26 protein-coding genes and 1 tRNA gene (1 of these 27 only partly in view) are annotated in these 23,619 nt (G+C 61.8%); 16 read left to right on the top strand and 11 right to left on the bottom strand.

From position 1 onward, the window contains the following. A protein-coding gene (locus AC1RM7_RS21595; RefSeq protein ID WP_152544121.1) for a DUF5996 family protein crosses the window boundary here: on the top strand, positions 1-296 show its final stretch. It extends 628 nt beyond the left edge of the window; the window shows 296 of its 924 coding nt (coding positions 629-924); the start codon falls outside the window, past its left edge; it ends in the stop codon at positions 294-296. Between the two features lie 314 nt (positions 297-610). Here AC1RM7_RS21595 and AC1RM7_RS21600 read toward each other — a convergent pair whose 3' ends face one another. The 7 genes from AC1RM7_RS21600 to AC1RM7_RS21630 form a co-directional block, all read right to left on the bottom strand. Further along, positions 611-1,702, bottom strand: coding sequence for a hypothetical protein (locus tag AC1RM7_RS21600; protein ID WP_024919510.1), 1,092 nt, complete (start codon positions 1,700-1,702; stop codon positions 611-613). Between the two features lie 13 nt (positions 1,703-1,715). Beyond that, positions 1,716-2,333, bottom strand: a complete 618-nt coding sequence (locus AC1RM7_RS21605) for a glutathione S-transferase family protein (RefSeq protein ID WP_024919509.1) — start codon at positions 2,331-2,333, stop codon at positions 1,716-1,718. A 72-nt stretch (positions 2,334-2,405) separates the two neighbouring features. After that, positions 2,406-3,248 carry a fumarylacetoacetate hydrolase family protein gene (locus AC1RM7_RS21610; protein WP_024919508.1) on the bottom strand — a complete coding sequence of 281 codons (843 nt, stop codon included), beginning with the start codon at positions 3,246-3,248 and terminating at the stop codon, positions 2,406-2,408. A 106-nt stretch (positions 3,249-3,354) separates the two neighbouring features. After that, on the bottom strand, positions 3,355-4,212 hold the full coding sequence (locus AC1RM7_RS21615; protein ID WP_024919507.1) for an MBL fold metallo-hydrolase: 858 nt from the start codon (positions 4,210-4,212) through the stop codon (positions 3,355-3,357). Positions 4,213-4,300: 88 nt separating this feature from the next. Continuing rightward, positions 4,301-5,086: an SDR family oxidoreductase gene (locus AC1RM7_RS21620; protein WP_006018842.1), complete on the bottom strand. Its 786-nt coding sequence runs from the start codon at positions 5,084-5,086 to the stop codon at positions 4,301-4,303. A 111-nt stretch (positions 5,087-5,197) separates the two neighbouring features. Then, the gene (locus tag AC1RM7_RS21625) at positions 5,198-6,805 is read right to left on the bottom strand and encodes a GMC family oxidoreductase (protein ID WP_024919506.1); all 1,608 of its coding nucleotides are present in this window, start codon (positions 6,803-6,805) and stop codon (positions 5,198-5,200) included. 63 nt (positions 6,806-6,868) lie between these two features. After that, positions 6,869-8,299, bottom strand: a complete 1,431-nt coding sequence (locus AC1RM7_RS21630) for a coniferyl aldehyde dehydrogenase (protein WP_024919505.1) — start codon at positions 8,297-8,299, stop codon at positions 6,869-6,871. Positions 8,300-8,623: 324 nt separating this feature from the next. Here AC1RM7_RS21630 and AC1RM7_RS21635 point away from each other — a divergent pair. Continuing rightward, positions 8,624-8,700: transfer RNA gene (locus AC1RM7_RS21635), tRNA-Met, on the top strand. Between the two features lie 67 nt (positions 8,701-8,767). On the opposite strand, the gene AC1RM7_RS21640 is transcribed toward AC1RM7_RS21635, so the two are convergent. The 3 genes from AC1RM7_RS21640 to AC1RM7_RS21650 all read right to left on the bottom strand — a co-directional run bounded on the left by AC1RM7_RS21640 (position 8,768) and on the right by AC1RM7_RS21650 (position 11,251). Further along, positions 8,768-9,829, bottom strand: a complete 1,062-nt coding sequence (locus tag AC1RM7_RS21640; RefSeq protein WP_006018845.1) for a ketopantoate reductase family protein — start codon at positions 9,827-9,829, stop codon at positions 8,768-8,770. Between the two features lie 301 nt (positions 9,830-10,130). After that, positions 10,131-10,616, bottom strand: a complete 486-nt coding sequence (locus AC1RM7_RS21645) for a cupin domain-containing protein (protein ID WP_006018846.1) — start codon at positions 10,614-10,616, stop codon at positions 10,131-10,133. Between the two features lie 110 nt (positions 10,617-10,726). Continuing rightward, a complete protein-coding gene (locus AC1RM7_RS21650) occupies positions 10,727-11,251 on the bottom strand; it encodes a GNAT family N-acetyltransferase (protein WP_024919504.1) in 525 nt (174 codons plus the stop codon). 107 nt (positions 11,252-11,358) lie between these two features. Between AC1RM7_RS21650 and AC1RM7_RS21655 the strand changes: the two genes are divergently transcribed. From AC1RM7_RS21655 to AC1RM7_RS21720, 14 genes are all read left to right on the top strand, one after another. After that, positions 11,359-12,600: an MFS transporter gene (locus tag AC1RM7_RS21655; protein WP_006018848.1), complete on the top strand. Its 1,242-nt coding sequence runs from the start codon at positions 11,359-11,361 to the stop codon at positions 12,598-12,600. A 186-nt stretch (positions 12,601-12,786) separates the two neighbouring features. Next, a complete protein-coding gene (locus tag AC1RM7_RS21660; RefSeq protein ID WP_006018849.1) occupies positions 12,787-13,383 on the top strand; it encodes a superoxide dismutase in 597 nt (198 codons plus the stop codon). A 75-nt stretch (positions 13,384-13,458) separates the two neighbouring features. Next, positions 13,459-13,833, top strand: a complete 375-nt coding sequence (gene crcB / locus AC1RM7_RS21665; protein ID WP_024919503.1) for a fluoride efflux transporter CrcB — start codon at positions 13,459-13,461, stop codon at positions 13,831-13,833. A gap of 13 nt (positions 13,834-13,846) precedes the next feature. Then, complete coding sequence (locus tag AC1RM7_RS21670) at positions 13,847-14,440, top strand: permease (RefSeq protein ID WP_024919502.1); 594 nt, start codon at positions 13,847-13,849, stop codon at positions 14,438-14,440. Then, on the top strand, positions 14,437-14,934 hold the full coding sequence (locus AC1RM7_RS21675) for a hypothetical protein (RefSeq protein WP_024919501.1): 498 nt from the start codon (positions 14,437-14,439) through the stop codon (positions 14,932-14,934). Before AC1RM7_RS21670 ends, AC1RM7_RS21675 begins: the two co-directional genes overlap by 4 nt. Before the next feature lie 133 nt (positions 14,935-15,067). After that, positions 15,068-15,265 (top strand): hypothetical protein, encoded by a 198-nt coding sequence (locus tag AC1RM7_RS21680; protein WP_034459916.1) that lies wholly within the window; start codon positions 15,068-15,070, stop codon positions 15,263-15,265. Positions 15,266-15,267: 2 nt separating this feature from the next. Continuing rightward, positions 15,268-16,023, top strand: a complete 756-nt coding sequence (locus AC1RM7_RS21685; protein ID WP_024919500.1) for a metal ABC transporter ATP-binding protein — start codon at positions 15,268-15,270, stop codon at positions 16,021-16,023. A gap of 7 nt (positions 16,024-16,030) precedes the next feature. Beyond that, positions 16,031-16,900, top strand: a complete 870-nt coding sequence (locus tag AC1RM7_RS21690) for a metal ABC transporter permease (protein ID WP_024919499.1) — start codon at positions 16,031-16,033, stop codon at positions 16,898-16,900. 9 nt (positions 16,901-16,909) lie between these two features. Beyond that, positions 16,910-17,812 carry a metal ABC transporter substrate-binding protein gene (locus tag AC1RM7_RS21695; RefSeq protein WP_024919498.1) on the top strand — a complete coding sequence of 301 codons (903 nt, stop codon included), beginning with the start codon at positions 16,910-16,912 and terminating at the stop codon, positions 17,810-17,812. Between the two features lie 51 nt (positions 17,813-17,863). Next, positions 17,864-18,919 (top strand): CobW family GTP-binding protein, encoded by a 1,056-nt coding sequence (locus tag AC1RM7_RS21700; protein ID WP_024919497.1) that lies wholly within the window; start codon positions 17,864-17,866, stop codon positions 18,917-18,919. Further along, the gene (locus tag AC1RM7_RS21705; RefSeq protein WP_024919496.1) at positions 18,919-19,938 is read left to right on the top strand and encodes a WD40 repeat domain-containing protein; all 1,020 of its coding nucleotides are present in this window, start codon (positions 18,919-18,921) and stop codon (positions 19,936-19,938) included. The genes AC1RM7_RS21700 and AC1RM7_RS21705 overlap by 1 nt, the downstream gene beginning before the upstream one ends. A gap of 16 nt (positions 19,939-19,954) precedes the next feature. Further along, positions 19,955-20,671 carry an MgtC/SapB family protein gene (locus AC1RM7_RS21710; protein WP_024919495.1) on the top strand — a complete coding sequence of 239 codons (717 nt, stop codon included), beginning with the start codon at positions 19,955-19,957 and terminating at the stop codon, positions 20,669-20,671. 133 nt (positions 20,672-20,804) lie between these two features. Next, a complete protein-coding gene (locus tag AC1RM7_RS21715) occupies positions 20,805-21,137 on the top strand; it encodes a hypothetical protein (RefSeq protein ID WP_006018860.1) in 333 nt (110 codons plus the stop codon). Positions 21,138-21,245: 108 nt separating this feature from the next. Next, complete coding sequence (locus tag AC1RM7_RS21720; protein WP_006018861.1) at positions 21,246-21,986, top strand: acetoacetate decarboxylase; 741 nt, start codon at positions 21,246-21,248, stop codon at positions 21,984-21,986. A 75-nt stretch (positions 21,987-22,061) separates the two neighbouring features. On the opposite strand, the gene AC1RM7_RS21725 is transcribed toward AC1RM7_RS21720, so the two are convergent. After that, on the bottom strand, positions 22,062-23,456 hold the full coding sequence (locus tag AC1RM7_RS21725; protein ID WP_051054983.1) for a homospermidine synthase: 1,395 nt from the start codon (positions 23,454-23,456) through the stop codon (positions 22,062-22,064). Positions 23,457-23,619 lie beyond the last annotated feature (163 nt).

The following is a 23,619-nucleotide window of genomic DNA, read 5'->3' on the forward strand; positions in this document are numbered from 1 at the left end:
CGGTCGAGGCCTATTCGCACGAAGTCTCGAGCTGCGGTTTCTGGCCCGGCAATGGCGGCTTCGGCAAGGCGGCGTTCTACTCTTACGCCTATCCTGCGCCGGAAGGATTTGCCGCCGCGCCGCTGCGGCCGCCGCAGGCATCGTTCGATCCGAATCTTCAGGAGTTCGTTCTGGATTACGACGCGGTGCGGATGTCCGCCGATCCCGATGCAATGCTGCTCGCGTTTTTCCAGAGCACCTATAAGGCGGCCGCCAATGCCGGCAAATGGGATCGCGCCGCGCTGGAGCGGGCTTGACTTCTTTTACCTGAGATTATATTCCTATTAAATACAGGCCGCGATGTTTCATGAGCACCGCGGTTTGGCCCTGAGGGACGACGGTGGAGCGCCGGGAGGCGCAGCGCCTGTCGCATCAGGCGCGCGCGGCCCTCGCAAGGCTGCGCGGCGAGCCCGATCGCAAGGGTTCGCCAAAGGTGCCTCGCAAGCACCTTGGCGCCTCCCGCCGCTCCACCGCCCGCTTGGCGGGATGAGCAAGGCTCGGACGCATTGATTTGCGCCGCGAGAGCGATGTCGTTGGAACGTGCGCTTGCGCGAGAACGAGCGGAAAGACGCTACGCCGGAAACCGTCCGTCATCGGTCGCTGCAAGCGGCTTCTGTGTGATGGTCCATGTCAGCGGACCCGGCGCGCGATCTGAATCGGCCGAGAAATCCAGCGACAGGCGGCGGTCACGTGCAGTCATCAGGCCTTCGATCAATCCGCTCAGCGCGCGCAGGCACATCGGATGATAATCGGGAACGCCCGCGATCAGTCCCCATTGCCTCTGTGAGACCGTGATTCCGCCACGCGTCTGAGCGAGATCGGCCTCGTCGCCTTCGGCGCGCAGGAATTCGAGCAGGAAGGCGCCGAAGCCTTGCGGACCGGCGTCATGTGCTGCGGGGAAACTCGCAGCGATGTCGGGATAGAACTGCATGCCGACCAGCTTGCCGGTCAGATATAACAAATGACCCGCATCGGAGGGGCTGAACTGGTTGACGATCACCGGCAGCGCGGAACGGACATATTCCATCGCATAGTTGCGATAGGCCTTTTCCAGCCGCGCGCGCGGCCATGTGTCGGTCGCGAGCTTCGGCGCAACAGCCGGATCGAACAGCGGGGCTTCGAGATGCCGCGCGAACACCAGCCGCTCATCAGGCAAAAGATCGCGGTCGTATTCGTAATAGAAGCCTTCGAGGCCGTTCTGGCCGTCGACGGTCTGCTTGGTGCAGACGAAACCCATCCGCGGATTTTTGAACGAGACGCCGTTATGGGCGTGCCAGCCGCGCAGCATCGCGGCCGAAACTTCGCCGGGAATTGCGCAGATCGCGGTGCCGCGCCAGACCCAGCGCGGCGGCGGATAGCGGATCCAGGCCTTGCGATCGGACTCGCGCATATATTCGACGTTCACGCCGCCGATCTGGTTGCTGAGATAATGATACTGCGCGGCGGCCACCGCATGCGGCGCCTTGCTCAGGCCGAACTTCTCAATGCCGGCAAGAAAGCGCTCGTGGTGCTGGCGCCGGAAAACGCGGAACACAAACTCCGCGGCGTCGGCGGTGCTGCGCCGTGTCACCAGCGACATGATCAGCCCGGTGAAATAGGCGTGGTAGAGATCGGCGACCGCGTGCCAAGATTTGAACTCGCTCTCGTCTGCGCGGTCGCTCATCGCCTGTCCTTGATCAGGCCGGCGGCGGAACGGTGTTCTTCACCGAGTCTCGCTGCATCATTTTTTCATGGAACGCGTCGAGCTTCGGAAAGGTTTTGCGCCAGCCGCAATCGGGAAATCGGAAGTCGAGATAGCCGAGCACGCAGACGATGCCGATCTGTACGATGTCCAGCGGGCGGTTCAGCACGTCGGGATGCGCCTCGTAGCGCGCCAGACCATCCCATGCGCGCTTGAACTGATCGTCCGCCCATCCGGCCCAGAGCAATTCCTTCGGCCGCAGCATTCTCTCGTAGCGGCACAGCAGCAGCGCATCGAGCATGCCCTGCAGGATGGAGTGGTCGGTCTTGACCTGCCACTTCGCGGGTCCCGACGCGGGGATCAGCTTGCCGCCGCCGAGTTCGTCGAGATACTCGGCGATCACGTAGGAATCGACGATGACCTGACCACTGTCGAGGATCAGCGCCGGGATCTTGCGCAGCGGCGAGACGTTGCGTGCGTATTCTTCGTTCTCGGTGACCGGGATCGCCTTGATCGGAACGATAAACTCGATCCTGTCGAACAGCCCAAGCTCCATGGCGGCGATGCGGATCTTGCGTGCGAACGGCGATGCCGGCGAATAGGCAAGCTTCATGGAGCGTCCCTGAATTCGAGAAATGAGCAGCGGGCTCCGGCGCGCACGCCGGAGCCATGAACGTGTTGGCGATCAGGCCGCGACGATTTCCTGACGCTGCGCGCCGAGGCCATCGATGCCGAGGGTGACGACGTCGCCGACGTTGAGGAATTTCTGCGGCTTCATGCCCATGCCGACGCCGGGCGGCGTGCCGGTGGTGATGATGTCGCCGGGATACAGCGTCATCAGCCCGGAGACATAGGAGATGATCTTCGGCACATTGAAGATCATGGTCGCTGTCGAGCCGGTCTGGCAACGCGTGCCGTTGACGTCGAGCCACATGCCGAGCTTGTGCACGTCCGCGATTTCATCCGTGGTCACCAGCCACGGGCCGACCGGTCCGAAGGTGTCGTGCGACTTGCCCTTGGTCCACTGTCCGCCGCGCTCGATCTGGAAATAACGCTCTGACACGTCGTTGCAGACCGCGTAGCCTGCGACATGCTTCAGCGCGTCGGCTTCGGTGACATACTTGGCCTTGGTGCCGATGATAATGGCGAGTTCGACTTCCCAGTCCAGCTTGGTGGACTCGCGCGGCTTCTCGACGTTGTCGTTCGGTCCGCACAGGCTGGTGTTGGCCTTGATGAAAACGATCGGCTCGGACGGAATCGCCATGCCGGCTTCGGCGGCGTGGTCGGCGTAGTTGAGGCCGATGGCGACGAATTTGGTGATGCCCGTGACCGGCGAACCGAGGCGCGGATTGCCATCCACCAGCGGCAGCGACGCCGGATCGACAGCGGCGATCTTGGCAAGGGCGGCGGGCGAGAGCGCATCGCCATTGATATCCTTGACCAGAGCCGACAGGTCGCGAATGCGGCCCGAGCGGTCGAGCAAACCGGGCTTCTCCTGGCCCATGGCGCCATAACGAACCAATTTCATAGGCAGTTCCTCTTTGTTTTCGTCCGATAATTCATTCGTCGGATGTTTCATGCGACACGGCGCGGGGAAATTCAACCTTTAGAGGCGTTGTGCAGCGCCCTCATTTTCAGGGTGCTTTCTGGGCCGCAATCAGCCTGAAGGCATCGCCGTCGCGCACGATGTGGCCGGGGTCGTAGTGACCGCCGAATACCAGCGTAGGCGTGTCCGCAAAGCGCGAAAACAGCATTTTCCGGGCCTCAATGGACTGGATCGGATCGGAATCCGCCGTCGAAGACCAGTCGAGGTGCGCCATCTGGCAGGGATGGTGGGCGACGTCGCCGGTCAGCAGCGCCTGCTGGCCCTCGGATGTGACGAGAACACTCATGTGGCCGGGGCTGTGTCCGGGGGTTGCGATCAGCGATACCTCGCCGCCGATGCGATGATCGCTACCGATCAGGTCGGCGCGTCCGGCATCGACGATCGGTTGCACAGAATCCTCGAACACCGCTTTGTGTTCGCCAGCAGGACTGTGCGCGGCCCAGTAATCGTATTCGGTTCTGCCGAACAGATAGCGGGCATTGGCAAACGTCGGCACCCACTTGCCGTCGACAAGCTTCGTATTCCAGCCCACATGATCGACATGAAGATGGGTGCAGAGAACCGTATCGATCGCGTCCGCCGGATAACCTGCGGCAGCGAGGTCATTCAGGAACGGCCTGTCGAGATTATTCCACACCGGTACGGATCGGCCTGTCTTGTTGTTGCCGATGCAGGTGTCGACAATGATTTTGTTCGTCGGCGTCTCCACGATCCACGACTGCACGTTGAGCCTGAGCCGGCCTTCGGCGTTCGCATAATGCGGCACCAGCCATGGTAGCTTCCGGGCTTCTTCAGGTGTGGCCTGCGGAAGAATGAATCGCGTGCCGCCCGTCGCTCCGATTTCCACGACGTTGGTGATTTTGACGCAGCCCACGGTCCATTGCATCAAGCCTGCTCCCGGTCGCTTCGGCGTATTGTTTTCACCCTCGGGTTTTCAACCCGAGGGTTTGTTCTGCGTTGATCGCGTGGGGCGCTTACATCGTGCCCGGATAGGCGCCGCCATCGAGCAGGATGTTCTGGCCGGTGATGAAGCCGGACTTCGCGCCGCACAGGAACGCGCAGGCAAGACCGAACTCCTCCGGATCGCCGAAGCGTCCGGCCGGATTCTGCTTGGCGCGCTGCTTCAGCAGATCCTCGACGGAAATGCCTTGCGCATCCGCGGCCTTCTGCGCGATCGGCCCGCGAATGCGGTCGGTGTCGAACGGTCCCGGCAGCAGGCCGTTGATGGTGACATTGGCGATCACGGTCTTGCGCGCGATGCCGGCGACGAAACCGGTGAGACCGCTGCGCGCGCCGTTCGACAATCCCAGCACGTCGATCGGCGCCTTCACCGCGGCGGACGTGATATTGACGATGCGGCCGAACTTGCGCGCCATCATGCCGTCGACCGTCGCCTTGATCAGTTCGATCGGCGTCAGCATGTTGGCGTCGAGCGCCTTGATCCAGTCGTCGCGGGACCAGTCGCGAAAATCGCCCGGCGGCGGCCCGCCGGCATTGTTGATCAGGATGTCCGGATCGGGACAAGCCTTCAGCGCGGCTTCGCGTCCGGCCGGTGTGGTGATGTCGCCGACGACTTCCGTCACCGTCACCTTGGGGCTGGCTTTGCGAATGTCCGCTGCGGTCCTGGCGAGGGCTTCCGCGCCGCGCGCCGTGATCGTGACATGCACGCCTTCATTCGCCAGCGCGATCGCGCAGGCGCGGCCCAGACCCTTGCTTGCTGCGCACACAATCGCGCGCCGTCCTGAAATTCCGAGATCCACTGGTTACTCCCGTTTTTGCTGGGTTTCTTGTCTCCGCCGCAAACCGGTCACGGAACTGTCGGCGGTATTGGGTAGATAAGCCGTCATGCCTGATCTATGCGGCGCGCGCAATCAAGAGGCGCGCATCTCTGCCTTGATCATGTCGGCCGCCTTCTCGCCGATCATGATGGTGGGGGCATTGGTATTGCCGCCGATCACCTCGGGCATGATCGATGCGTCCGCGATGCGCAGGCCCTCGATGCCGTAGACCTTGAGCCTTGGATCGACCACGGCCATCGGATCATTGACGCCCATCTTGCAGGTGCCGACCGGGTGATAGACCGTGTCGGTCCGCGCACGCAAAGCCTCGCGAATCTGGTCGTCGGATTCCACGCCGGCGGTGAACGGATCGGACATTTGAAGGGCTTTCAGCGCGGGCGCATCGAGCAGGCGCTTGGTTGTCTTGAAGCCTGCGACCATCGCCTCGAGATCTTCGGGATCGCCAAAGAAATTCGGGTCGATGGCGGGTGGCTGCAATGGATCGGCGCTTTGCAGCCAGACGCTGCCGCGGCTTTTCGGCCGCAGCAGGCAGACGTGGCAGGAAAAGCCGCTGCCGAAGAACGGCGTGCGGCCATGGTTGTTCACCACCGCCATGCAGAAGTGCAGTTGAATGTCCGGCAAGTCGAGATCGGGCCGGGTTTTGAGAAACCCGCCGCATTCGGCGATGTTCGATGTCATCGGGCCGCGGCGCTCGCGGCGGTACTGGAAGATCGATTTGATGATGCGTTTGATGCCCGGAAGCGTCAATCCGGTGAAGTTCGGATTGTCCGAGCGGAAGCCGAACACGAAGTCCGGGTGATCGTGCAGGTTCTTGCCGACGCCGGGCAAATGATGCACCGGCGCGATGCCGTGCCTGGCGAGTTCGGATTGATCGCCGACGCCGGACAGCATCAGCAGTTGCGGGGTCTGGAAAGCGCCGAGGCCGAGGACGATTTCGCGCCGCGCCTTGACCTGCTTCGTCTCCTTGCCCCGGCGATACGCGATGCCGGTCGCACGCTTGCCGTCGAACAGGATGCGCGTGGCATGCGCGCCGGTGATCACATGCAGGTTCTTGCGTGTATCCATGAACGGATGGATGTAGCCGCGCGCGGCACTCCAGCGTTCGCCGTTCTTCTGCGTGACCTGATAAACGCCGAGCCCTTCCTGTTCCTCGCCATTGAAGTCCTCGTTAATCCGGAACTGTGCCTCGCGCGCTGCCTGCAGGTAGATGTCCTGAACCGGATTGTCGGTTTGCAGCTTGGTGACGCTGAGCGGACCGCCCTTGCCGTGATAGAAGCCGTCCAGTTCGCTGTTGTCTTCGGACCGCTTGAAGTAGGGCAGCACGTCGGCATACGACCATCCCGTATTGCCGAGCGAGGCCCAGCGATCGTAGTCGGCCTTGTGGCCACGGATGTAGCACATCGCGTTGATCGATGACGATCCGCCGAGGCCCTTGCCGCGCGGCTGGTAGCCTTTGCGGCCGTTGAGGCCGGGCTGCGGGACCGTTTCGAACGCCCAGTTGTTGACCGGGCCGGATACCATGAAAATCAGCGCGCCGGGCGTGGTCACGACCCAGTTGTCGTCCTTGCCGCCGGCTTCCAGCAGCGCGACCGAGACATTGGGGTCTTCCGACAGGCGGCTTGCCACCGCGCAGCCTCCCGAGCCCGCGCCCACAACCACGTAATCGAACGTGTCCGCCATGATCTTCCCCCTGACAGCATTGTTTACGCCGGCATTGATGCCGGTCGTCTTGATCTGAAAAGTTTACGACATGAAACGCAGCAGCTTAATCAGGCGCGCGATCCTGCTGCCATAGGGCGGGTACAGGTCGGCGAGCCGGTTGAACGGTGAGCGATAGAACACCGGCTTCATCTTGCTCAACGTGCGGAAGCCCCATTCGCCGTGATAGGCGCCGGTGCCTGATGCGCCGACGCCGCCCATCGGCTGATTGGCCTGCACGAAATGAAACAGGCAATCATTGATGGTGACACCGCCGGAGACGGTGCGTGCGAGCACCTGATCCCGCGCGGCGTCGTCCTTGCCGAACCAGTACAGTGCCAGCGGACGATCATTGGCGTTGATATGAGCGATGGCTGCGTCGGTGGTGTCACAGGCGAACACCGGCAGGATCGGCCCGAAGATTTCCTCCTGCATCACCTTCATGTCGGTGGTGGCGCCGCTGATGAAAGTTGGCGGGAATTTCCGTTGTGCTTTCCACGCCGGATTGTCGGCGCTCGCCGGCTGCACGATTTTGCCGCCCCGCGCGGCGGCGTCCTGCACAAGGCTTTCGAGCCGGGCGTAATGCTTGTCCGAAACGATCGAGGTGTAATCCTTGTTATCGGGGCTGGTGCCGAACATCCGCGCGACCGCGCTGTTCGCCCTGGCGATGAACTCGTCCATGTTGCCACGTGCGATCAGGACGTAATCCGGCGCGATGCAGGTTTGTCCGGCGTTCATCAGCTTGCCGTAGACGATCCGCTCGGCGGCTTCGTTGACGTCGGCGGACCGATCGATGATGGCCGGCGACTTGCCGCCGAGTTCGAGCGTCACCGGCGTCAGGTTGCGGCCCGCGGCTTCCGCCACCAGCCGCCCGACGCGGGTCGAGCCGGTGAAGATCAGATGATCGAACGGCAGCGCCGCGAACCGCTCGGATATATCGCCGTCGATGCCGGTGACCGTCACCTCGGTATCGTCGAATTTTTCGGCGATCAGCTTCTGTAGCAGCGCGGAAAACCGCGGCACCAGTTCGCTCGGCTTGATCATCACGCGGTTGCCGGCAGCGATGGCCGCGACGGCAGGGGCGAGTGTGAGCTGCAATGGATAATTCCACGGCGCGATGATGCCGACCACGCCGAGCGGCTGCGGCAGCAGTTTGTTCTTCGCCGGGAAGTATTGCAGTTCGGTCACGACATGCTTCGGCGCCATCCAGCGGCCGAGATTTTTGGTCGCGTGCTTGATCTCCGCGAGGACGAACAGCGTCTCGGCGATCAGGGTCTCCGTCCTGGAGCGATTGCCGAAATCTGCCGAGATCACCTCGTCGAACCGGGTTTCATTCTCCACCACAAGGGCGCGCAGCCGGGCGAGCCGGTCGCGGCGCTCTGCAAGGGAAGGTTCTGCCGCACGCGACAGCGCCACGGCGCGGCGGAACACATCCTCGATGCCGCCTGCGGCGGGATTCCTGACGGCCTGATTCATTGGTCTCCCCGGGGTTTCCTCGTGGCCGGCTTTTGGATGCCATGCCTTATTTGGATTGACCGAAGGCTGATATGTCGCGGCCCTGTTGGCAAGCCCGCTTCGACGCAAGCCGCAGAAACGCCATGGCATCAGTCCCTTGGACGGCCGTCATAAAATCGTGAAAAAGATCGTCCGCAGGCCTTTCCAAAGCGGGGTGTCGTTGGTACATACGCCTCGCACCACGGGCGTCTTGCCTTGGTAGCCTTCTCTCGCCTCCGGACGGGTTGGAACGACGCTTTTGGCGTTGAACTGTCGTCGGTCGTGTGAAGGTGCGCACCGGTTTATCGCGGGGTGGAGCAGCCCGGTAGCTCGTCAGGCTCATAACCTGAAGGTCATAGGTTCAAATCCTATCCCCGCAACCAAACAAAAAACCCTTCCAGATCAATGATCTGGAAGGGTTTTTCTTTGGCCGGGTTACGGCAGCGGCCGCTATCCTGCGGATCCACCCGGCACGATCTTCTCGCCCAGTTTCATATCGACGACTTCGACCGTGCGATCGATATCGGCATTGGGCATTCCAAGCTGATGCGAGATCAACTTCACCAAGAGATCGACCCGCTCAATAAAAGGCGCGCCGCTGGCCACCGCGCGTGCGGCTGACGACGGCTTGAGCAGGCTTTCCGCGGCCTTGGCGTATTTCTCGAACGGCACCTGATCTTCCGGGTCCGCGCCGAGCTTTCGCGCGACCGCATCGACATGGTTGTAGATCGACTTCGAGAGATTCAGATCGCCATGCACGGCCTCGCGGATCGGCTGGGGATCGTTGGGCGTGATGCAGCGATAGTTTCCGGTCAGCAGCATCGACCACTTCGCCAGCGGGACGAACAGCGAGTCGAACACCTTCAGCTTCACCGGAACGTCCTTGCCGTCGAGCGTCACTGCATCGATATCGGCTTCCAGTTCGCGCAGCAGTTTGTTGTGCGCGTCATCTGCAAATGTTGCAGCCTTGAAATTTGTCGGCAGGCCGACATGAAGGACATTCGCCGGCTCCTCCGGCGGACGGAAGGCCTGCGGATCGGGCGAGCAGAGCGTCACCAGGCCCGGCTCAAACCGTTCCCAGACCTGCGCATTGGTGTAGGCCTCTTCGAGGTCCATGCTAGCCAGAGCGTCGATCCGCTTGAGATAGGGCAGCGGCGGCATGTTCATGATCGACAGACACGGCAGCTTCGCCGCGGCGATCTTGATCATCAGAACGCGGATCGTGTGGTTGGTGTACTGCGGCTCCTGCATGGCAAGAGCGACGAGATCATAACGCGACAGATCGACCTTGTCGGGCGAGGTAGCATCCAGTTTCCCGGGCAGGTCGCGCGAAAAGATCGAGCGGTGCGCCGGTTCGCCGCGAAGCTGGATGCGGACTTCGGTGCCGTCACGGTTGATGAGTTCTGCGGTGTTCTTGCGGCAAACCAGCGTCACGTTGTGACCGGCCATCAGCAGCTTTGTTCCCAGCAGCGAGCCGTACGAGGCTCCAAGAATCAGAATGTTGCGCGCCATGCTTGCTCGTCCTCAAAATTACGCCATCACGTCTCAACACAAACCGGGCTGAGAGTGTCTGTCACATCAGAAATCCTGCCGGGGCAAAGAACGGCGCAGGCCAGATCCTTAACATCGCAGGGGAAATCGCCCTTCTGGTGGAAGGGCGCCCGTATCTAACGCAAGTTGGTATACATAACAATCATATACCAGCCCGTTTTGGGCCCTTTGGGCAGGCTATTGGCCGCGAGGGCCGTGTGGATTGTCGTGCGCCTGCCTCAGGAAAAAGCCGCCCGATTGGGGCGGCTTTTATTTGGTCTTGTCAGTTGGTTTTGCCGAATTGCGGCTCATCCGGTTTGCTGAAGGCGTTTCCGCTTGGTCCATATCCCGTGATCTGGATGATCGCGCCTTCCTCGCGCGTGCCGTCCCAGTGCACCTTGCCGTTCGGATGCATCATGTAGGCGCCGGTCTTGAGCGGGATTGCCTTCTGCGGCTCGAACGCTTCGCCTGTGCCGGTGTACCAGGTGCCGGACAGCACCACGACATGTCGGTCCTCTGGATGCTTGTGCGGCTTGCTCATGATGCCCGGTGGCCACTTGATGCGCAGCACGTAGATGCCGGGCTTGGAGGGATCCCCGAACAGTGTCGCCACCTCGACGCCGACACCGAACGGATTTTTGTACTGCTCTTCGCCCTGCTTGATTCGAATGAAGCCATCGGCATCTGTTTCGGCCTGCGCTGCCGGCTGAAACATCATCGCGACAGCGGCACATCCCGCGATCGTCAAAGCAGTTCTGATTTTTTTCATGGTGGTTCGCTCCCTTGCTTTTCTTGTTGTGAAGGGAGGCTAGCCCGGCCTTTCAGAACGGGCAATGGAGAGAGCCCCTGTTTAAAACTCTTCAGGCGTATTCGCTTCGCTCACCAGGGCAGGCCGCAGAGGTCGATCGTGCCTTCGCGCAGCAGGCGCTTGATTTTGAAGACATAGGGCGCCATCGCCGTGAACGGCGCGCGTCCGCCGGGCTGCTCTGCGTACACGGTGCCGTTGAAAGTCTGCCAGCCGAGTTTTTCGTAAAATGCAGTGTTGTGCGGTTCGCAGAACAGCATTCCGAAGTCGGTGGCACGTTCCTCGGTCAGGGTGTGGATCGCCGCGTTGATGGCGAGCGTCGCGTAGCCGCGACCGCGGCAATCCTCGCGCGTCGCCACGCCGCCGATTCCGCCGATGATGACCTTGCGGCCGTTCCAGGTGCCGGTGCGGCGATAAATCCCGGCATGGCAGACGACATCGCCGTCCAGTTCGATCATCACCCGCAGGTCGGCATGGGCGAAGACGATGTGGCCCCAAGGTGCTGCTTTCACGACCTCCGGCGGCCAGACCGCCGACAACAGCGGCTTGACCGCGGGCCAGGCCGTATTACCGGTCGCGATATCGATTTCGATGCTCATCCGATCGCCTGTCCTTGGGGCGCGCACATCAGCCTTGTTCTTTGCGCAGATGTAAAATGCCGATTCCGATGCGACTATGAACGCCATATCGGGGAGAATTTTCTACAATGCAGGCCTCTCAGCTCAGCTCCTACCAGAAGTGGTCGATCCTGATCGGCGCATCCGTCATGTTGAGCCTGTCGATGGGTATGCGGCAGAGCTTCGGGCTTTTCCAGCCCTCGATCCTGCATGATACCCAGATCACCAGCGCGGATTTCTCGCTGGCCACCGCGATCCAGAACATCATGTGGGGCATCACCCAGCCCTTCGTCGGCATGTTCGCCGACCGCTACGGCTCCCGTTACGTGATGCTCATCGGTGTCCTTGTCTACATTCTCGGCCTCGTCACCATGATCTTCGCGACCACGGCGCTGGCCTTCACGTTCGGCTGTGGCATCTGCGTCGGCATCGCGCTGTCGTGCACGGCGTCGAGCATGAGCATGACCGTCTCGGCGCGGGCGGTGTCCGCGGCCAAGCGCAGCGTCACCATGGGCGCGATTTCCGCCGCCGGTTCGATCGGTCTGGTGATCGCCTCGCCATTGGCCCAGACCCTGATTTCGACATCCGGCTGGCAGATCGCTCTGGTCGGTTTCATCGGTCTGGCCTGTGTCATGCTTCCGTCAGCCTTCAGCGCGGGCAAGGCCGACAAGATCGAGATCGACAAGGCGGACGATGTGAACCAGTCGCTTGGCGCGGTGGTCCAGTCGGCGCTCGGACATTCCGGCTACGTCATCATGGCGCTCGCATTCTTCGTGTGCGGGCTGCAACTTGTCTTCATCACGACACATCTGCCGAATTATCTTGCGATCTGCGGCCTTGATCCGTCGCTCGGCGCAACGGCGCTGGCGCTGGTCGGGCTGTTCAATGTGTTCGGGTCCTACGCGTTCGGCTGGCTGGGAGGACGTTATCCCAAGCAACTGCTGCTCGGCGGCATTTACATTGTGCGTTCGCTGGCGATCGCGGTGTATTTCCTCCTTCCCGCCACGCCGACATCGACGCTGATTTTCGCGGCGGTGATGGGCTCGCTCTGGCTCGGCGTTGTGCCGCTGGTGAACGGTCTCGTCGCGCAATTGTTCGGACTGCGCTACATGGCGACCCTGACCGGTATCGCCTTCCTCAGCCATCAGGTGGGATCGTTTATCGGCGCCTGGGGCAGCGGCCTGATTTTCGATCGTCTCGGCAGCTATGATCTGGCCTGGAAGGGCGCGGTTATCATCGGCCTGATCGCGGGGTCGTTCCAGATGCTGATGAATGTGCGGCCGCCGAAGGCCAAGAACGAACTGGCCGGAGCGCTGCCCGAGGCTGCTTGAGAAGGCTGCTTAAGAGGCTGTCCGAATAAGGCGATTTGTAAAAACGATGGTCCGGCACTACCCGCTCTGCGGGGCGATCCGGTCATCATCGCGATTCAGTGCGGCAACCCTGTTTCCCTCTCCGGGAAACCTTCTATAGTGCGCCGCGTTGACACCTCGTCACCCACAATTTCCGGAAGTTGACCCATGACCTTCACGCTCGCGAATTTGCCTTACGCTCATGATGCGCTCCAGCCGTACATGTCGAAGGAGACGCTCGAATATCATCACGACAAGCATCACCAGGCTTACGTGACCAACCTCAACAATCTGATCAAGGGCACCGAGTTTGAGGGCAAGTCCCTTGAAGACATCGTGAAGGGCTCGTTCGGCAAGAACGCGCCGATCTTCAACAACGCCGGCCAGGACTATAACCACAACCATTTCTGGAACTGGATGAAGCCCAACGGCGGCGGCGACAAGCTTCCCGGCAAGCTCGCCAAGAAGATCGACGAGGATCTCGGCGGTCTTGAGAAGTTCAAGACCGACTTCATCGCGGCCGGTGTCGGTCAGTTCGGCTCGGGCTGGGCGTGGCTGTCGGTGAAGAACGGCAAGCTCGAAATTTCCAAGACGCTGAACGGCGAGAGCCCGCTGGTCCATGGCGCGACGCCGATCCTCGGCGTCGACGTGTGGGAGCATTCCTACTACATCGATTACCGCAATCGCCGCCCTGACTATCTCAAGGCGTTCGTCGATCACCTCGTGAACTGGGAATACGTCGAGTCCCTGTTCGAGAAGGCCTAACCAGCGCATTGAACTCAAGGGGCCGCAATTTGCGGCCCCTTTTTTAGAACGCCATTCAGGCGAACCTGAATTCCCATGAACTATCTTCTTGTCTTTGTCGGCGGTGGTCTGGGCGCGTCGCTTCGCCATGCGGTCAATGTCGGCTGCGCCCGTGCATGCGGCCTCAATTTTCCCTACGGCACGTTCGTGATCAACATCACCGGCTCGCTGGTGATGGGGCTCATCGCCGGTTATCTCGCCTTCAAGGGTGAGGCATCGCAGCCGTGGCGGCTGTTCGTCATGACCGGAATTCTCGGCGGCTACACCACGTTTTCGGCATTCTCGCTCGATGCGGTGACGCTGTATGAGCGCGGCGAAATGGGACTGGCCCTGTTCTACGTGGTCGGATCGGTGGTGCTGTCGATTGCGGGACTCATCGGCGGTCTCGCGCTGGTCCGGCATTTCGCCTGAGCGAAAGTTCTTCTTGTCCAAACTCCCGAAAACCGAACCTGCCGACGACGAAGAGGGCGCTGAAACCGTCTTGCGCAGCAAGCGCAAACCGTTCGGCTGGTCGACGTTCATCATCGCTGCGCTCGTGGTGATCAGCGCCGCGCTGGTGTGGCGGCGCGACGGCCTCGACGGCGTCTGGACCATCCTTTCCCACGATGTCTCGCTGTTCGGCGAGATCATGCCGCGCGTCCTCGCCGGTTGCCTGCTCGGCGGGTTGATCGCCGCCGTGCTGCCGCACGACAAGGTGTCGAAATCGCTCGGGCCTGAATCCGGCCTGAAGGGTTTGCTGATCGGGACGGCGTTCGGCGCGATTCTGCCCGGCGGACCGTTCACCGCCTATCCTGTCGCCAGCGCCTTGCTGGCAGTCGGTGCGGATTTCGGTGCGACCATCGCCATGGTGGTGAGCTGGACGCTGATCGGCTACGGCCGCGCGGTGGCGTGGGAAATGCCGATCATGGGCGCGGACTTCACGCTCTGGCGCATCGTGATCTCGCTGCCGATGCCGATCCTCGCCGGTGCGCTCGGGCGCTTCGTCTATGTCCGCGTGCGGCACAGGTTCAAGCTGTGACCGCGCTGATCATCGACATCCTGCTGTGGGGCTCGCTGATCGGCGTGAGCGTCATCGCGTGGCGGCAGGACAAGACGGTGCTGAGCTCGGCGCTCCGCAACGGCGGGATGGATTTCATCAACATCGTGCCGCGCATTGCGCTCGGCGTGATCGGGTCAGGATTCATTGCCGCGATCATCCCGTCGGAAGCGATCGTCGGGGGGCTGGGGCCGGACACCGGATGGCTTGGCGTCGCCACCGCGGTGGTTGCCGGTGCAGCGACCCCTGGCGGGCCGGTGGTCGGCTTTTCGATCGGGGCGGTTGCGCTCAAGAGCGGCGGCGGAACCCCACAGGTGGTCGCCTATGTCGTTGCCTGGGCCCTGTTTGCGTTCCAGCGGGTGATCTTGTGGGAAATCCCCTTCATGCCGGCCCGGTTTGTCTGGTTCCGGTGCGTGGTGTCGATCCCGTTCCCGTTCCTGGCTGCCGCCATCGTGATGGTGGTTGGTAAGCCTTGAAGCTGTACCGGCTCTGTGAAGGTCCAGAAGTCTTGCGGGCCTGTGGACGCGGGTTATGTTATAATATAACATTTCTGAGCAATTTGAGGGGTCCAGCGCCTCTCAGCCTCACTGGACCTGGAAAGCGGACCTCATGGCCCATTCGCACGGGCATTCCCACTCTCACCACCATTCACACGGTCCTCATCCGCACAGCCATGGCCCGGCATCGCCGCATCCGGCCCAGCCGGTCCATTGGTCGATCCTGCGGATGACGCTGGCGGCACGCCTGACAGGCGCCGTGGCGATCAGTGCCGGCCTGTGGGCCGTGGTGCTGCTGGCGATGAGGTGAGCATGTCCGCGCAACTGACATTCCGCGACGTCACGCTGGGCTATGACCGGCATCCCGCCGTGCATCATCTGAGCGGCGAGGTCGCCGCCGGTGCGCTGGTGGCGGTGGTCGGGCCGAATGGCGCCGGCAAGTCCACGCTGTTTCGCGGCATTGTCGGCATTCTCAAGCCGCTGGCAGGGGTCATCGGCCTCGGCAGCCTGAAGCCGCGCGACATCGCCTATCTGCCGCAGACCGCCGACATCGATCGCAGTTTCCCGATCTCGGTCTACGATTTCGTCGGCGCGGGCCTCTGGCGCCGCAAGGGCATTTTCGGCGGGCTCGGCAAGAACGAGCAGCATCGAATCCGCGAAGCGTTGGCCGCGGTGGGATTGAGCGGATTCGAGAACCGTCCGATCGGAACACTGTCCGGTGGGCAGATGCAGCGCATGCTGTTTGCCCGCGTGCTGTTGCAGGACGCGCGCGTGATCGTGCTGGACGAGCCGTTCAACGCCATCGATGCGAAAACCTCCGCCGACCTGATTGCGCTGGTGCGGCGCTGGCACACCGAGAAGCGTACCGTCCTGGCGGCATTGCACGATATGGAACTGGTGCGCGCGAATTTCCCCGAAACACTGTTGCTGGCGCGCTCACCCGTTGCGTGGGGCGCGACGCCGGATGTGCTGACGGCCGAAAATCTTCTGGCCGCGCGTCACATGTGCGAAGCGTTCGATGATGCGGCTGTGCCGTGCGCCGAGCACGCGCCATCGCGGGTGGCGTGAGACTGCCATGATCTATGATGCGCTGATCGCGCCTTTCATCGAATTCGAGTTCATGCGCCGCGCGCTGGCCGGCGTGATCGCGCTGTCGCTCGGCGGCGCGCCGATCGGCGTGTTCCTGATGCTGCGGCGGATGAGCCTTGTCGGCGACGCCATGGCACACGCGATCCTGCCTGGCGCGGCGGTCGGCTTTCTGCTGTCGGGTCTCAACCTGTTCGCGATGACATTCGGTGGCCTGATTGCTGGCTTTGCGGTTGCGCTTCTGTCGGGCCTTGTCGCGCGGAGCACCGAACTGAAGGAGGACGCCTCGCTGGCAGCGTTCTATCTGGTGTCGCTGGCGCTCGGCGTCACCATCGTTTCGGTCAAGGGCACGAATATTGATCTGCTGCATGTGCTGTTCGGCAATATTCTGGCGATGGACGACCAGACCCTGCTGGTGATCGCGTTCAACGCCACCATCACGCTGCTTTTGCTGGCGGTGATCTATCGCCCGCTGGTGATCGAGTGCGTCGACCCGGTGTTCCTGCGCACGGTGAGCCGCGCAGGCGCGCCCGCACATCTGGCGTTTCTGGCGCTCGTCGTCATCAATCTGGTCAACGGCTTTCACGCGCTGGGAACGCTCCTTGCAGTAGGCTTGATGATCCTGCCCGCAGGCATCGCCCGGTTCTGGTCACGCGATATCACCGGCATGATTGGCATTGCGGTCGCAAGCGCGGCGCTGTCGGGTTTCGCGGGGTTGCTGGTGTCGTTCCACACCAAGGTGCCGTCGGGACCGGCGATTATCCTGGTATGTGCTGGCCTCTATGTCGTGTCGGTCCTGTTCGGAAGCGTCAGCGGTCTGGTGCGGCAGCTCTTTCCGGGCCGCCATCTCGAAGCGTGAGGAGAAGCTGTGCTTCGATTTGTATCCATCTTTGTTGTTGCTCTGGTCGCGCTCGTAGGTCCCGCCTCTGCGAATGCTGATGCCGCACGCCTGAACATCGTCGCGACATTTTCGATCCTTGGCGACTTCGCAAAAAATGTCGGCGGCGAGCGCGTGAACGTGACGACGCTGGTTGGACCCAACAGCGACACTCACGTCTACACGCCGACACCGTCGGACGCGAAAAAGATCACCGACGCCAAGCTGGTGATCGTCAATGGCCTCGGCCTCGAAGGCTGGCTGCCGCGTCTGGTCAAATCGTCAGGCAGCAAGGCGGCGACCGTTGTCGCCACCAAAGGCATCGCCACACGCAAGATCGAGGATGGCCACAGCCATGATCCTTCCGATGCCGACCCGCATGCCTGGCAATCGGTGGTCAACGCAAAAACCTACGTCACCAACATCCGCGATGCGCTGATCGCCGCGGACCCGGCGGGAGCGGAGGCCTACAACGCCAATGCCGCTTCGTATCTGTCAAAGCTCGACGCGCTGGATCGTGATGTCCGGGAAGCGGTGGCAAAAATTCCAACCGAGCGGCGCAGCGTGATCTCGACCCATGATGCCTTCGGCTATTTTGCCGCCGCCTATGGGATCAAATTCATCGCCCCGCAGGGCGTCTCGACCGAATCCGAGCCCAGCGCCCGCGACATTGCAGCCATCATTTCCCAGATCAAAAAGCAGAAAATTCCGGCTGTTTTTCTGGAAAATGTCAGCGATCCTCGCCTGATGCGGCGGATCGCCGCCGAGACCGGTGCCAATATCGGCGGAACGCTCTATTCGGACAGTTTGACCGACGAAAAGGGCCCGGCCCCCACTTACATTGATATGGTCCGGCACAATATAAAGGCCCTGACGAGCGCGCTTTCGAGCTAAGGCAGGGGCCACCCCGCCGCCGGGCGTGTTCCTGATTTGCCTGGAGATTCCATGTCTGAAGCCGCTGCCAACAAGATCCCCGTGACCGTTCTCACCGGCTACCTCGGTGCGGGCAAAACCACGCTGCTGAATCGCATCCTGTCCGAGAACCACGGCAAGAAATACGCCGTGATCGTCAACGAATTCGGCGAGATCGGCATCGACAACGATCTGATCGTCGGCGCGGACGAGGAAGTGTTCGAGATGAACAACGGGTGCGTCTGCTGCACGGTGCGCGGCGACCTCGTGCGTATCATCGACGGCCTGATGAAGCGCAAGGGCAAGTTCGACGCTATCATTCTGGAAACCACCGGTCTCGCCGACCCGGCGCCGGTGGCGCAGACCTTCTTCGTCGATGAAGACGTGCGCGAGAAGACCATGCTTGATGCCGTGGTGACGGTGGCCGACGCCAAGTGGCTGAGCGATCGCCTCAAGGATGCGCCGGAAGCCAAGAACCAGATCGCCTTCGCCGACGTCATCGTGCTGAACAAGACCGATCTTGTGACCAAGCCGGAACTGGCCGAAGTCGAGGCCCGGATCCGTGCGATCAATCCCTATGCGACGCTGCACCGGACCGAACGTGCACAGGTGAAACTGTCGGATGTGCTGGAACGCGGCGCGTTCGATCTGGACCGGATTCTCGAGATCGAACCGGAATTCCTGGACGATGGCGGTCACGACCACGACCACGATCATCACCACCATGACCATGGCCACGACCATCATCACGACCATGGTCATTCCCACGGCGGCATGAAGCACTATCATGACGAGGACATGCAGTCGCTGTCGCTGCGGACCGACAAGCCGATCGACCCGACCAAGTTCATGCCGTGGCTGCAGGAACTGGTCGCCAAGGATGGCGAGAAGATTTTGCGCTCCAAGGGCATTCTCTCGTTCAAGGGTGATGACGACCGTTATGTGTTCCAGGGCGTCCACATGATGCTGGAGGGTGACCATCAGCGGAAATGGCGCAATGACGAGAAGCGTGAAAGCCGTCTGGTGTTCATCGGCCGCGAATTGCCCGAGCAGGCGATCCGTGACGGCTTCGCGAAAACCATCGCGTGATGAAAGACTTCAATCCGGCCCCGGAAACGGCCTCCATCGTTTCCGTCACTGATCGCGTCACCAACGTGAAGCTCGATGCGCCTGCGACTGCCGTGCATTTTCTCGGCGACGTCGCAGCGTTTGTCGGTGCGGAAGAGAGCGTCACCTTCGCGGGCAGCGACGGCGAGGCAACGCCGGTCGCAGTGCACGGCGGCGGCATCCTGTGCTCGGCCTCAGACGGCAAGCGCATCGTCATTGGCGGCGATGACGGCAAGCTGATCTCTCTCGATGCCGAGTCGAACATCGCGACGCTCGCCACCGACGCCAAGCGCCGCTGGATCGATAACGTCGCATTGCATTCCGATGGCGCGGTGGCGTGGTCGGCAGGAAAGACGGCTTATGTGAAAGCGCCGAAGGGCGACGAGAAATCGCTCGACGTGCCGTCGACCGTCGGCGGGCTGGCCTTCGCGCCGAAGGGCGTCCGGCTTGCGATCGCACATTACAACGGCGTGACGCTGTGGTTTCCCAACATGGGCGCGAAGCCCGAATTTCTGGAATGGAAGGGCTCACATCTCGGCGTCACCTTCAGCGCGGATAACCGTTTTCTTGTCACCTCGATGCATGAAGCGGCGCTGCACGGCTGGCGGCTGGCGGATTCCCGCCATATGCGGATGACCGGCTATCCGGCGCGCGTGCGTTCGATGTCGTGGAGTGCCAGCGGAAAATTCCTCGCCACCTCCGGCTCGGACAGCGTGATCCTGTGGCCGTTCGCCAGCAAGGACGGCCCGATGGGCAAGGAGCCAGGAATGCTGGCACCGTTGCAGGCCAAGGCGACGGTGGTCGCATGCCATCCCAAGGACGATGTTTTCGCAGTCGGCTACAGCGACGGTACCATCCTGATGGTGCGCATCGAGGACGGCGCGGAAATCCTGGTGCGCAGGAATGCGGGCGAGCCGGTGGCCGCGCTGGCATGGAATGCAAAGGGATCGCTGCTGGCCTTTGCCAGCGAAGACGGCGACGCTGGACTGCTCACGCTGTAGTGAGTAAGCAATCGTCATGCGGTTCCTGACGACATTCCAGGTTTTTGATTTTCTCGACACTCTCGTCAGCCTGACGGCGGCGTTCGTGCTCGGCACCCTGATCGGCGCCGAGCGTCAGTACCGTCTGCGCACAGCGGGACTGCGCACCAATGTGCTGGTCGCGGTGAGCGCGGCGGCTTTTGTCGATCTCGCCATGCAGCTCGCCGATGCCGACGGGGCCGTGCGCGTGATTGCCTATGTGGTGTCGGGCATCGGCTTTCTCGGTGCCGGCGTGATCATGAAAGAAGGCATGAATGTCCGCGGCCTGAACACGGCTGCAACATTATGGGGGTCGGCGGCAGTCGGGTGCTGCGCGGGGGCCGATATGCTGGCGCAGGCGGTGACGCTCACGGCCTTCGTGCTGGCGGGCAACACGCTGCTGCGGCCGCTCGTCAACGCCATCAACCGCAGCCCGCTGGACGAGCGTGCGTCGGAAGCGACATACGAAATCAGGCTCACGGTGGATACTGAATCGATGGACGCGGTGCGTGACCTTCTGGTCGAGAGACTGGAGACGGCAAATTATCCGGTCAGCGACGTCAATGTGATCGAGCGCGCGGAAGATGTCGTGGAGATGGTCGCCACCCTGGTGAGTACTGCGGTGGACGCAAAGGAACTCGATGCGGTCACGGCCGATCTTGCGCGGCGGCCGGGCGTTCGTCACGCGACATGGGACGTCAGCACCAAGGACTGATTACGCGCGTCTGCCGGGTTCCTTTTTTTCAATCACAATTCATTGAGTGCGACATCGCGCACGCGGGCATATCCCGGAACCATCGTTGTGACCATCCGTTGGCTCTTTGCAATGGCAATCAATGGGTGCCGAGATGACTCCTGATCACAAGCGGGCCAATCGAACCGATCTCATTCTGTCCGCGATCCTGATCGCCGCCGGTCTGACGCTGTCCGGAATTTCGCTGATGCAACTGGCATCACGCGGCGAGATTCATCTGGCGCAAACAACGCAGCCGACGGAATCTCAGCCTTTGGTTCCGGCCGGAAAAAGTGATGGCCCGGCGGAATCGATGCCGGGCGGCACAAGGCCGACAACGCCTGCGCCAGAACCAGCGCGGCCGAATGCCGACGCACAGAAGGCGGGCGCGAAACCCGCGCTGCCGCCCGCTCCTGCGGAAAAGACAGGTGAGCCGATCAAGAACTAGTTTATCGCGCCGGAAACTTTTTGCCGCTTTTTGAGCCTCGCCAGCGCTCGGATCCGCAGCCATACTTGTGCCGCGACACATGCGACGCACAGATATGGGGCATCAAAGATGAAAATCGATGACGTCAGGCGCACGGCCTATGCCATGCCGCTCACCAATCCTTCGTTTCCGCCCGGGCCCTATCGTTTCTTCAATCGCGAGTTTTTTGTCATCACCTATCGCACCGATCCCGAGGCGTTGCGGGCAGTCGTGCCCGAGCCGCTCGAGGTGACTGGCGATCTGGTGAAGTATGAATTCATCCGCATGCCCGACTCCACCGGCTTCGGCGACTACACCGAAACTGGTCAGGTGATTCCGGTTCGCTTCAAGGGCGAAGAGGGCGCCTACGTCCATTCGATGTATCTCGACGATGATGCGCCGATCGCGGGCGGACGCGAACTATGGGGATTTCCCAAGAAGCTCGCGTCACCAAAGCTCGTGGTGGAGACCGATGTCCTCGTCGGTACGCTCCACTACGGTTCTGTGCTCTGCGCCAGCGCGACGATGGGCTACAAGCACCGCGCGTTTGACCACGATACTTTGGTGAAGGGGCTGGCAGCGCCGAACTTCATGCTGAAGATCATTCCGCATGTGGACGGGACACCACGCATCTGCGAGCTGGTCCGCTATTATCTGGAAGATGTGACGCTGAAGGAGGCCTGGACCGGCCCGGGAGCGCTGGGCCTGTTTCCCCATGCACTCGCCGATGTCGCGCGCCTGCCGGTGCGGGAGGTGGTCTCCGCGCTTCACTACAAGACCGATCTGACGCTGGGGCTCGGTACGGTCGCGTTCGACTATCTGGCGAAGTAAAGGCGAGACGCGACGCTCAAGAACAAATGGCCGGGGCAAGCCCGGCCATTGCAACATTCCAGATCCGTCAGGTGTTCACCGGACCAGAACGTTCTTGAACTGCCAGGGATCGCTGGTGTCGATGTCTTCCGGAAAGAGACCCGGCCGATCCGTCAGCGGCGTCCAGTCGGTGTAGTAACCCTTCACCGGGCCGAGATACGGCATCTGGATTTCCAGCAGGCGGTCGAAATCCATCTCGTCGGCTTCGACGATGCCTTCGTTCGGGTTTTCCAGCGCCCACACCATGCCGCCGAGTACGGCGGAGGTCACCTGCAGGCCGGTGGCGTTCTGATAGGGTGCGAGTTTGCGCGTCTCCTCGATGGAGAGCTGCGAGCCGTACCAGTAGGCATTGTTGTCGTGGCCGAACAGCAGCACGCCGAGTTCGTCGATGCCGTCGACGATCTCGTTTTCATCAAGGATGTGATGCTTCTCCTGCATCTTCGCCGCGCGGCCGAACATTTCGTGCAGCGAGAGCACCGCGTCATCCGCGGGATGATAGGCATAGTGGCAGGTCGGCCGATACATGACCGTGCCCGATGCGTCGCGCACCGTGAAGTAGTCGGAGATCGAGATCGACTCGTTATGGGTGACGAGGAATCCGTATTGCGCGCCGCGGGTCGGGCACCAGGTGCGCACGCGCGTGTTGGCGCCGGGCTGCATCAGATAGATCGCCGCGCCGCAGCCGGCTTCGTGGGTGTGTGCGTTTTCCGGCATCCACTTTTCATGGGTGCCCCAGCCGAGTTCGGAGGGCTGCACGCCTTCCGACAGGAAGCCTTCCACCGACCATGTGTTGACGAACACATCCGGCTCCTTCGGCTTCTTCGAGCGCTGGGTGTCGCGTTCGGCGATGTGGATGCCCTTGATGCCGGCCTGGCGCATCAGGTCCGCCCATTCAGCCTTGGTCTTCGGCTTCGGGGCATTGAGCTTGAGGTCGGAGGCGACGTTCAGCAGGGCCTGCTTGACGAAGAACGAGACCATGCCGGGATTGGCGCCACAGCAGGAGACGGCCGTGGTCGAGCCTGGCGGACGAGCCCGCTTGGCAGCCAGCGTGTTCTCGCGCAGGGCGTAGTTGGAGCGCGCTTCCGGGCCCTTCGATGCGTCGAAGTAGAAGCCCAGCCAAGGCTCATTGACGGTGTCGATGTAGAGCGCGCCGAGCTCGTTGCAGAGCTCCATGATATCGGTGGAGCCGGTATCGACCGAGAGATTGACGCAGAAACCCTGGCCGCCGCCTTCGGTGAGCAGCGGGGTCAGCAGTTCGCGGTAATTGTCTTTGGTCACGGCCTGCTGGATGAAGCGCACATTGTGCTTTTCGCAATGCGCCTTGCGGCCTTCATCCTTGGGATCGATCACCGTGATGCGCGACTTGTCGTAGTCGAGATGCCGTTCGATCATCGGCAGCGTGCCTTTGCCGATCGAGCCGAAGCCGACCATGACGATGGGGCCGGTGATGCGCGCGTAAACGGGGAATTTGCTCAAAATCAGAACTCCGGATCACAGGGAAATGCTGCCGCGCAGAAGAACTACGGCAACTCAGGCGCGGCGGCAACGGTGCTTTGCCGCCGGGATTTTCATAAAGGTGTCTTATGACGCCGTG

The sequence above is a fragment of the Afipia sp. GW822-FHT03D08 genome, from assembly GCF_058801645.1.

Excerpts from the sequence above, each read along its gene's own strand:
- AC1RM7_RS21660 (WP_006018849.1), top strand. The coding sequence starts at position 12,787 with ATGACCTTCACGCTCGCGAATTTGCCTTACGCTCATGATGCGCTCCAG.
- AC1RM7_RS21615 (WP_024919507.1), bottom strand. The coding sequence starts at position 4,212 with ATGCAATGGACCGTGGGCTGCGTCAAAATCACCAACGTCGTGGAAATC.
- AC1RM7_RS21680 (WP_034459916.1), top strand. The coding sequence starts at position 15,068 with ATGGCCCATTCGCACGGGCATTCCCACTCTCACCACCATTCACACGGT.
- AC1RM7_RS21655 (WP_006018848.1), top strand. The coding sequence starts at position 11,359 with ATGCAGGCCTCTCAGCTCAGCTCCTACCAGAAGTGGTCGATCCTGATC.
- AC1RM7_RS21610 (WP_024919508.1), bottom strand. The coding sequence starts at position 3,248 with ATGAAATTGGTTCGTTATGGCGCCATGGGCCAGGAGAAGCCCGGTTTG.
- AC1RM7_RS21630 (WP_024919505.1), bottom strand. The coding sequence starts at position 8,299 with ATGAATCAGGCCGTCAGGAATCCCGCCGCAGGCGGCATCGAGGATGTG.
- AC1RM7_RS21720 (WP_006018861.1), top strand. The coding sequence starts at position 21,246 with ATGAAAATCGATGACGTCAGGCGCACGGCCTATGCCATGCCGCTCACC.
- AC1RM7_RS21690 (WP_024919499.1), top strand. The coding sequence starts at position 16,031 with ATGATCTATGATGCGCTGATCGCGCCTTTCATCGAATTCGAGTTCATG.
- AC1RM7_RS21685 (WP_024919500.1), top strand. The coding sequence starts at position 15,268 with ATGTCCGCGCAACTGACATTCCGCGACGTCACGCTGGGCTATGACCGG.
- crcB (WP_024919503.1), top strand. The coding sequence starts at position 13,459 with ATGAACTATCTTCTTGTCTTTGTCGGCGGTGGTCTGGGCGCGTCGCTT.
- AC1RM7_RS21650 (WP_024919504.1), bottom strand. The coding sequence starts at position 11,251 with ATGAGCATCGAAATCGATATCGCGACCGGTAATACGGCCTGGCCCGCG.
- AC1RM7_RS21640 (WP_006018845.1), bottom strand. The coding sequence starts at position 9,829 with ATGGCGCGCAACATTCTGATTCTTGGAGCCTCGTACGGCTCGCTGCTG.
- AC1RM7_RS21715 (WP_006018860.1), top strand. The coding sequence starts at position 20,805 with ATGACTCCTGATCACAAGCGGGCCAATCGAACCGATCTCATTCTGTCC.
- AC1RM7_RS21725 (WP_051054983.1), bottom strand. The coding sequence starts at position 23,456 with ATGGTCGGCTTCGGCTCGATCGGCAAAGGCACGCTGCCGATGATCGAA.
- AC1RM7_RS21710 (WP_024919495.1), top strand. The coding sequence starts at position 19,955 with ATGCGGTTCCTGACGACATTCCAGGTTTTTGATTTTCTCGACACTCTC.
- AC1RM7_RS21600 (WP_024919510.1), bottom strand. The coding sequence starts at position 1,702 with ATGAGCGACCGCGCAGACGAGAGCGAGTTCAAATCTTGGCACGCGGTC.
- AC1RM7_RS21705 (WP_024919496.1), top strand. The coding sequence starts at position 18,919 with ATGAAAGACTTCAATCCGGCCCCGGAAACGGCCTCCATCGTTTCCGTC.
- AC1RM7_RS21700 (WP_024919497.1), top strand. The coding sequence starts at position 17,864 with ATGTCTGAAGCCGCTGCCAACAAGATCCCCGTGACCGTTCTCACCGGC.
- AC1RM7_RS21645 (WP_006018846.1), bottom strand. The coding sequence starts at position 10,616 with ATGAAAAAAATCAGAACTGCTTTGACGATCGCGGGATGTGCCGCTGTC.
- AC1RM7_RS21625 (WP_024919506.1), bottom strand. The coding sequence starts at position 6,805 with ATGGCGGACACGTTCGATTACGTGGTTGTGGGCGCGGGCTCGGGAGGC.
- AC1RM7_RS21605 (WP_024919509.1), bottom strand. The coding sequence starts at position 2,333 with ATGAAGCTTGCCTATTCGCCGGCATCGCCGTTCGCACGCAAGATCCGC.